The organism is Arthrobacter sp. HMWF013, from assembly GCF_003061105.1.
GTDB lineage: Bacteria > Actinomycetota > Actinomycetes > Actinomycetales > Micrococcaceae > Arthrobacter.
On the sequence record NZ_QAIQ01000380.1, the window covers coordinates 441 to 7,272 of the forward strand.

Annotated in this window: 9 protein-coding genes; 3 read left to right on the forward strand and 6 right to left on the reverse strand. The window is 65.9% G+C overall.

Annotated elements, in window-relative coordinates:
• The 3 genes from DBR22_RS24555 to DBR22_RS14070 form a co-directional block, all read right to left on the reverse strand.
• Positions 1–522, reverse strand: a 522-nt coding sequence (locus tag DBR22_RS24555) for an extracellular solute-binding protein (RefSeq protein ID WP_258229206.1), incomplete at its 3' end; no start/stop codon positions are given.
• Between the two features lie 178 nt (positions 523–700).
• Positions 701–1,723, reverse strand: coding sequence for a LacI family DNA-binding transcriptional regulator (locus DBR22_RS14065; protein WP_258229207.1), 1,023 nt, complete (start codon positions 1,721–1,723; stop codon positions 701–703).
• A 186-nt stretch (positions 1,724–1,909) separates the two neighbouring features.
• On the reverse strand, positions 1,910–2,689 hold the full coding sequence (locus DBR22_RS14070; protein ID WP_108599532.1) for an SDR family NAD(P)-dependent oxidoreductase: 780 nt from the start codon (positions 2,687–2,689) through the stop codon (positions 1,910–1,912).
• Between the two features lie 83 nt (positions 2,690–2,772).
• Between DBR22_RS14070 and DBR22_RS14075 the strand changes: the two genes are divergently transcribed.
• Positions 2,773–3,375 (forward strand): TetR/AcrR family transcriptional regulator, encoded by a 603-nt coding sequence (locus DBR22_RS14075; RefSeq protein ID WP_108599525.1) that lies wholly within the window; start codon positions 2,773–2,775, stop codon positions 3,373–3,375.
• Positions 3,376–3,396: 21 nt separating this feature from the next.
• On the opposite strand, the gene DBR22_RS14080 is transcribed toward DBR22_RS14075, so the two are convergent.
• Positions 3,397–3,768, reverse strand: coding sequence for a VOC family protein (locus DBR22_RS14080; protein WP_108599526.1), 372 nt, complete (start codon positions 3,766–3,768; stop codon positions 3,397–3,399).
• Between the two features lie 163 nt (positions 3,769–3,931).
• On the opposite strand from DBR22_RS14080, the gene DBR22_RS14085 reads away from it, so the two are divergent.
• Together DBR22_RS14085 and DBR22_RS14090 are read left to right on the forward strand one after the other, a co-directional pair.
• The gene (locus tag DBR22_RS14085; protein WP_108599527.1) at positions 3,932–4,255 is read left to right on the forward strand and encodes a hypothetical protein; all 324 of its coding nucleotides are present in this window, start codon (positions 3,932–3,934) and stop codon (positions 4,253–4,255) included.
• Between the two features lie 9 nt (positions 4,256–4,264).
• On the forward strand, positions 4,265–5,500 hold the full coding sequence (locus DBR22_RS14090) for an NYN domain-containing protein (RefSeq protein ID WP_108599528.1): 1,236 nt from the start codon (positions 4,265–4,267) through the stop codon (positions 5,498–5,500).
• 49 nt (positions 5,501–5,549) lie between these two features.
• Here the strand turns inward: DBR22_RS14090 and DBR22_RS14095 are convergent, their stop codons facing one another.
• Positions 5,550–6,176 (reverse strand): GPP34 family phosphoprotein, encoded by a 627-nt coding sequence (locus DBR22_RS14095; RefSeq protein WP_308810214.1) that lies wholly within the window; start codon positions 6,174–6,176, stop codon positions 5,550–5,552.
• 105 nt (positions 6,177–6,281) lie between these two features.
• Positions 6,282–6,832, reverse strand: a 551-nt coding sequence (locus tag DBR22_RS14100) for an alpha/beta hydrolase (RefSeq protein ID WP_108599530.1), incomplete at its 5' end; no start/stop codon positions are given.

A 6,832-nucleotide genomic window follows, 5' to 3' on the forward strand; every position in this document is an offset into this window, starting at 1 on the left:
GGTCCACGGTTCCTCGATGGTGGCCACGCGAACGCCGGCTGCTTTGAGGTCCGAGGCACGGGCCATCATGGCCAGGGCGACATCGTAGTAGCCCACCGCGTAGGTTTCCCCCTCCCACTTGGCCACAGTGCTGGGGAGGTTGCCGGTGAGATCGGCGGACAGTTTCAGGGGCTGAAGGTATTCGGCCCAGGCCCAGTTGGGAACGTTGGGACCGTCGATGTCCACGATGCACGGGAGGTTCCCGGCCGAAGCGGCTGACACCACTGAGTCGTTGTAGGAATCCTGGGGGAAGGCCTGGACCTTGACCTTGGCCTTCGCGTCACTGCTGCTGTTGTAGGCGGCAACGACATCCTCGAGGGCCTTCAGCTCCTCCGGATTTCCGGCGTTGTGGGTCCACATGGTGATTTCATTGGCGCCCTCCGAGGAGGATGAGGCGCTTCCCTTGCTGCAGGCGCCCAGAGTGCCCAGGAGTGAAGCTGCCGCTAGGCTGGTGGCCAGGATACGGGTGAATCGCTTGTTCATGGTTGAGTCTTTCTGCTGATTTCGTGCGTGGATGAGTAGCCCGTGTCCGTGAGGGGCGTAGCCGGCGCAACGGCTGCGTCCCTTGTTTTGCCGGAAACGGGGTTCGGAACGTGTTTTGGGTAATAACGGCTGGATTCCTGGCAGTCTGCGCAGGTCCTGGAGCGGGCCGGGAACGGGCCTACAGCGGTGGCGGGCCTACCGAACCGCGGTGGACCACCGGGCAGGCAAGCTTTTCCTGGACCGCGGGCACCGTTGGCCCCTCGATATCGTTCAGAAGCCGCACCACCGCCCAGCGCCCCATCTCGTAGTGCGGCAGCGCCACCGTGGTGAGCCCGGGCCACAGGGCGTCCGCGATGAGCTCAAGGTTGTCCATTCCGACAATCGAGACATCTTCGGGGATCCGCAGGCCCAGCGCCGAGGCAGCCTGGTAAGCGCCCATTGCCACCCTGTCGCTGAAGCAGAACAGAGCCGACGGCCGGTCCGGGAGCGCCAGCAGAGCCATTGCCGCTTCCCGTCCGCCCGCAGTGTCCGCCACTGCCGCGGTGATGTGCTGCGGGGCAGGTGTCAGGCCGTGCCGGCGCAGCGCGTTGTGGAATCCCTCCAGGCGGCCGTGGGTTGCCGGGATGTCGTCCACATTGTTGATCATCCCGATCCCGGTGTGGCCGGCGCTGATCAGGGTTTCCACTGCGGCCTCGGCCGCGGCAATCTCATCGGGCACCACGGAGGAGACAGAGAGATCGGTGGAGACTGCGTCGAGGAGGACTGTGGGCAGTCCGTCCAGTTCCTCCGGGAGCACCACGCCCTGGTGGTACATCTTGGCGTAGACGATGCCGTCCACCTGATGCTGCTGGAGCATGCGGATTTCGCGTTGTTCCAGTTCGCTGTCCAGCCCGGAATTGACCACCATCATCACGTAGCCGCGTTCGTAGGCGGCATCCTGGGCCCCGCGGATCATCGCGCCGGCAAAGGGGGTGGTGGTGATTTCGTCGCTCACCAGGCCGAGGATCTGCGACCGCTGGTTGCGCAGTCCACTGGCGAGCCGGTTGGGTGCGTAGCCGAGATCCTTCGCCACAGCGCGTACGTGCTGCTGGGTCTGGGGGTTGACCCTGGAGCTGGTGGCTTCATTGAGGGCGTGGGAAACCGTGGTCACTGAAACTCCGGCGGCTTTGGCCACTTCCCGGATGCCGATCTTTGTCGCCATTGACTCGTCCTTTGCAAAACGTTTTGCTTGTTGTGTTGATCACAGTAGCCAAAACGTTTTGCATCTGTCAAGAGCCCAGGCTCAATCGCTCGAAAATCCCCAGCATCACAAACAGAAGCGGGCGATGGCGGAACCTCCCGCCGTCGCCCGCTTTGCTAAGTGCCGCGCCCGCTTAGGTGCCACTTCCTACAGGGCCGACCAGCCGCCGTCGGACGCCAGTATGGCGCCGTTGAGGTTGGTGCCGTCGTCGCTCAGCAGGAATGTGATCGAGGCGGCGAGCTGCGCCGAGGTGGCGGGCGCGGGGATGTTGACCTGCATCAGCGGGCCGAGGCGCTCGGCCGCCAGTTGCGATCCCCAGTTGGCCACGATGTTGGTGATGGTAGCGCCGGGGGCTACGGCGTTGAAGCGCAGGCCCTTCGGCCCGTACATCACGGCCGAGTTCTTGGTCAGGCCGATGACGGCATGCTTGGAGGCCGTATAGGCGGCGCCGGCGGCGGATCCGCGCAGGCCAGCCTCGGAGGACACGTTGACCACGGAGCCAGTCCCGGCGTCGAGCATCAGCGGCACCACGGCGCGGGTCAGGCGCATGAGGGCGGTGACGTTGATCCGGAAGACGCGGTCCCAGGTTTCGTCGTCCACTTCGTGGATCGGGGCGAAGCTGTCCATGATGCCGGCCACGTTTGCGAGGGCGTCAACACGTCCGGCGGCGGCAGCGATGACGGCAGCAACGGTCTCCTCGGTGGAGATGTCGCCGGCCACAGGGACCAGGTCCAGCCCGGCGTTCTCGGCGACCAGGTTGTCCAGGCGCTCCTTGCTGATGTCGGCCGCGATGACCTTGCCGCCCTCCTTGGCGATGCGCAGCGCGGTGGCCAGCCCGATGCCCGACCCGGCGCCCGTCACGATGACTGTTTCTCCGGCGAAACGGCCGTTGGTGACGGCCTCCTGCCATGCGGCTTCGTTGCCCATGATGTCCTTCCAAACGTTGATGGAGCCAATGCCAACCACCTTATGACACCCTGTGTCATTATGTAAGGGTGAATACTGGTGGCATGCCTTCGGAAGCCGTGACCGCTGCCCCGCCACGCTCCATGGGCCGGCCGGTGACCATCGATCCCGACGCCGTTGCCGCCATCGCGTTGCGGCTTTTCGCCGAGCGCGGGTATGAGCAGACCTCCATGGAGGACATCGCCCGCGAGGCCGGTATTGGCCGCAAAAGCCTGTATCGGTACTTCTCCAGCAAGGCGGAACTGATCTGGGGCGGGATGGAGCCCGTGGTCGAGGCATCCGCGCGGGTTCTGGGCGGAGGACCGGAATCAGCCGCCGACGGCGACATCCTGGCGGGGCTGCGTGAGGCGGCTGTCGCGGGGGCTGCCGTGCTGCCCGATCTCGCGGTGACGCGCGGCCGGCTGCGCTTGATCGCCGAACACCCCGAACTTGGCAGCCAGAGCTACGCGTCCCTGGCACCGCAGCGTGAAGTTGCCCGGGCCTACCTTGCCGCGGCCGGTGTTCGCGAAGATGTGGCCGGGTATTTGTGTGCCGCGTATCTCGGGGCGACGTTCGAGGCGTGGATGCAGTGGGCCGCCGGAACCGACCCCGATCCGGTGCCGTACCTTGAGGCGGCTGTTGGGGTGCTCCGGGTGCCCGCTACCTAATCCACGGCGGACAGAAGCCGGTCAGACGTGCTGATCGAACAGCACCGGGTTTCCGTCGGGGTCCACGAGCATAAAGCTCGCCGGCCCGGTAGTGGACTCGTCAGCTTCGGAGAGGAACTCCACGCCCTTGGCTTTGAGGTCCCGCTGGAGTTCGCGGACATCGGTGAAGGATTCCACGGCTTCCGCATTCTGGTTCCAGCCCGGATTGAACGTGAGCATGTTCTGCTCAAACATCCCCTGGAAGAGGCCGATGACCGTCTCGCCGTTCTTCAGGATCAGCCAGTTCTGCGTGATGTCGCCGCCGAAACTGCTGAAGCCAAGCTTCTCGTAAAACGCAGCTGAAGCCGCGATGTCCTTGACGGTGAGGCTGATCGAAAAAGCGCCGAGCTGCATGGGTCACTCCACTCTCAAAGGGACGGATGCCTCCGATGATACGGGGTGGAGCGGACGACGGCGGGCCCTCCCGCCGTCGTCGGTTTCCGTTTGCCAGGCGCTCTCGGAGACCAGCAGGCTTAAGCTGATACCAGCATTTCTCTTCCAGCGCCGGGAGGTCATCATGGACACGGAAACCGCCGAAGTGGTCGATCATGATGTCACCACCATCACCTGCGTGTGCGGCAATACCGTCAGCAAGGACGGTTTGATCCAGGCCAATTCAGAAGGCGTACCGGTTTACATCGGCGAAAACACCGCCGTCCCCGCGGGACTGGCACCATGGCCTGAGGATGAGGACCTCTACACCCTGTGCCCGTCCTGCGGCCGGGTGTACCGTGACGCGGTTATCGAAGAGACCGGGACCGCACCCGTCGCTTTCCGGGTGGACCCCGACGCCGGTCCGATTGCCGAGGCCATCCGGGTCCATTGGGAACTCAGCACCTAAGCTGTACGAATGAATGAGGCCGTCCCACCGTCCCGCAGGCCCGGCATCCGCGCTGCGATGTTCGTTGACTTCGACAATGTGTTCACCGGCCTGCAGGCCCTGGATCCGCTGGCGGCGAAGCGGTTTGCGGAGGACCCCAAGCACTGGGCCGACGCGTTGTCGGCGGGAGGTTCGGGCGAGGGTGCCCGCCGCTTCCTGATCCGCAACTGCTACCTGAACCCGATGGTGTACTCGAAGTACCGGACCTACTGGACCCGCGCCGGGTTCCGCGTGATCGACTGCCCGTCGCTGACGCAGCGGGGCAAGAGCAGTACGGACATCAACCTGGTGCTGGACGCCATGGACGCGCTGTCGGGCAACGGCGGGATCGAGGAGTTCTTCATCGCCTCGGCCGATGCCGACTTCACGTCATTGATCCAGCGGTTCCGGGCCGCCGACAGGATGACCACCGTCATCGCGGCAGGCGCAGTGGCCTTCGCGTACCGGGAGATGGCGGACCACGTGGTGGAGTCCCACGACTTCGTCGCCATCCTCAACGGCACGGCGGTGGAGCCGGCGCGTGCCGTGGCGCCCGGTAAGCAGCAGAACGTCCCGGCGGCAGCAAAGACCAAGGCCAAGGCGGCCTCCCCCGCTATCCGTGAGGTCCTCGATTTCGTCCGCACCGCTCCCGGGCCGGTGGTCGGCGCGCTGGTGGCCCACCGGGCCCTCACGGCGGATCCTTCCCTGAAGACGGACTGGGGCGGCTACGGAAAGTTCGGGACCTGGATCTCCCAGATCGGCCAGGACGTTGAATATTCCCCCGCGCAGGGCGGCTGGGTGTGGGACGCAAAGAGGTTCTCGAGTGAGGATCTCCCCGCGCCTGCTGAAGTGCAGCCCGGCATCGAGGAGCAGGTCAGCAGGGTGACGGATGTGCCGGCACTGTCCGAAGCCCAGTTCCGGCAGATGTTCCATGCCCTGGAAACCAGGCTGCGGGAACACCCCACCAGCCGCACCGAACTCTCCCGGCTGGTGCGGGATGACTGCGTCAGCGCGGGGCAACCCGTCTCCCGGAACGCCGTCGGCTTTGTCCTTCAGGGCCTGGCCTACGCCAATTTCCCGCTCAATGACGAGCCAACGGCGCCAGAGCTGGCAGCAGCGTGGACCGCGAACGTTGAGGAACTCTGCAGGGTGGCGCTGCTGGAGTTCGACGCCGGCGAGAAGCTCGCTGTGCGGCGCTGGGCCAGCGGCGGCCTGGTAGGCGCCTGAAAACAGAAGAAGCGGCCGACGGCGGGACCCCCCGCCGTCGGCCGCTTGCTTAGCTGGCTGTTTCCGCCTCCGCCAGCCTGATCATGCGCAGCTCGGCGGCCACGGCGCGGGACGGCCAGTAGTTGTGCGCAAGTTCCCTCGCATGTCCCTGGTCTATCCCCGGGAATATCTTTCCGATCAGCTCCGCCGAGTAGAGCAACGACGTCAGTGCCCTGGTACGCGGATCGGCTGACCCGCCACTGAGGGCGGCCCCGACCTTCTCCAGCAGCGCAGCCTCCGGAGCGTGGTCTTTCTCCGGGTAGCGCGTCCTCCTGAACAGGCCAAGGCGCCTCTCGCCCACCTGGTCCACGATGCCCAACGACGCCAGCCCTTCATAGACACGGCGCAGCTCGGCACGGCTTTCCAGCATGGAAACCCAGCGTTTGGGGGTGTGCGGGCGCGATCCGTCCCGGATGAGTTCCAATTGGTTCCCGAAATCGGTCTGCGGGGATGTGCCGGTGGCACGGACGTGCTTTCCATGCAACTCGATGGCACCGAGCAGTTCCAGCTCGGCCAGTATCGCGCCGGACAAAGCGGCAGTCAGCACGGCGTGCGGAACGGCGGACCTGCCGTCATGGTCGGTGGTCGCCAGCAGAAGCAGGGCCTGGGGAAGGTTCAGCTCGTCTGCCTTTGGCATCTCGGCATCCATACGAACATGGTGAACCCCCGACGCCCGCACCACAACGAGCAGACGACGGCGGGACCTCCCGCCGTCGACCGCTGTTGCTTCACACGGGGGAAGCTATCCCTCGTGTGCCAGCAGTCCCTCAATCCAGATGCCGAGCTCCGCCAGCGTCTGGCCGGTGATGCCATGGCCGCCGGGATCGCGGCGGGAACGGACAGCCGCACCGGATTCACCGTGCAGATAGTCCCAGGTTCCCTGCAGCAGCTCCGCCGGGATGACCCGGTCCTGCTCGCCGTGGGCAACGAAGACCGGGACCCCGGCCAGGCTGCCGGGCGTGACGGGCACGCCGGCGTCGAACGGGAGGGTGCCGTAAAGGATCGCGGTGCCTGCGAAGCGGTGCGGGTCCGCCAGCAGCAGGCCGCCCGCGAAGGCCGCCCCGCCGCTGAACCCGACCAGCACCACGGGACGGCCGGCCGGCGCCACAGCATCGAGCCAGGTGCGGAACCAGGCCATGGTCTCGGCCAGTGATTCCGCAGTGGGGCGGCCGATCCCGCGGTTGGCGAACCAGGCGTAGCCCCCGCCTTCGGCAATCGGTGCGCGCACCGCGGCGTAGGCGGGACCTTCCGGCAGCCGGTCGGCAAGCCCGATGATGTCCTGTTCGTTGGAGC

Bases quoted from the DNA above. Each gene is read 5' to 3' on its own strand.
- DBR22_RS14090 (WP_108599528.1), top strand. From the start codon at position 4,265: ATGAATGAGGCCGTCCCACCGTCCCGCAGGCCCGGCATCCGCGCTGCG.
- DBR22_RS14095 (WP_308810214.1), bottom strand. From the start codon at position 6,176: ATGCCAAAGGCAGACGAGCTGAACCTTCCCCAGGCCCTGCTTCTGCTG.
- DBR22_RS14070 (WP_108599532.1), bottom strand. From the start codon at position 2,689: ATGGGCAACGAAGCCGCATGGCAGGAGGCCGTCACCAACGGCCGTTTC.
- DBR22_RS14075 (WP_108599525.1), top strand. From the start codon at position 2,773: ATGCCTTCGGAAGCCGTGACCGCTGCCCCGCCACGCTCCATGGGCCGG.
- DBR22_RS14080 (WP_108599526.1), bottom strand. From the start codon at position 3,768: ATGCAGCTCGGCGCTTTTTCGATCAGCCTCACCGTCAAGGACATCGCG.
- DBR22_RS14085 (WP_108599527.1), top strand. From the start codon at position 3,932: ATGGACACGGAAACCGCCGAAGTGGTCGATCATGATGTCACCACCATC.
- DBR22_RS14065 (WP_258229207.1), bottom strand. From the start codon at position 1,723: ATGGCGACAAAGATCGGCATCCGGGAAGTGGCCAAAGCCGCCGGAGTT.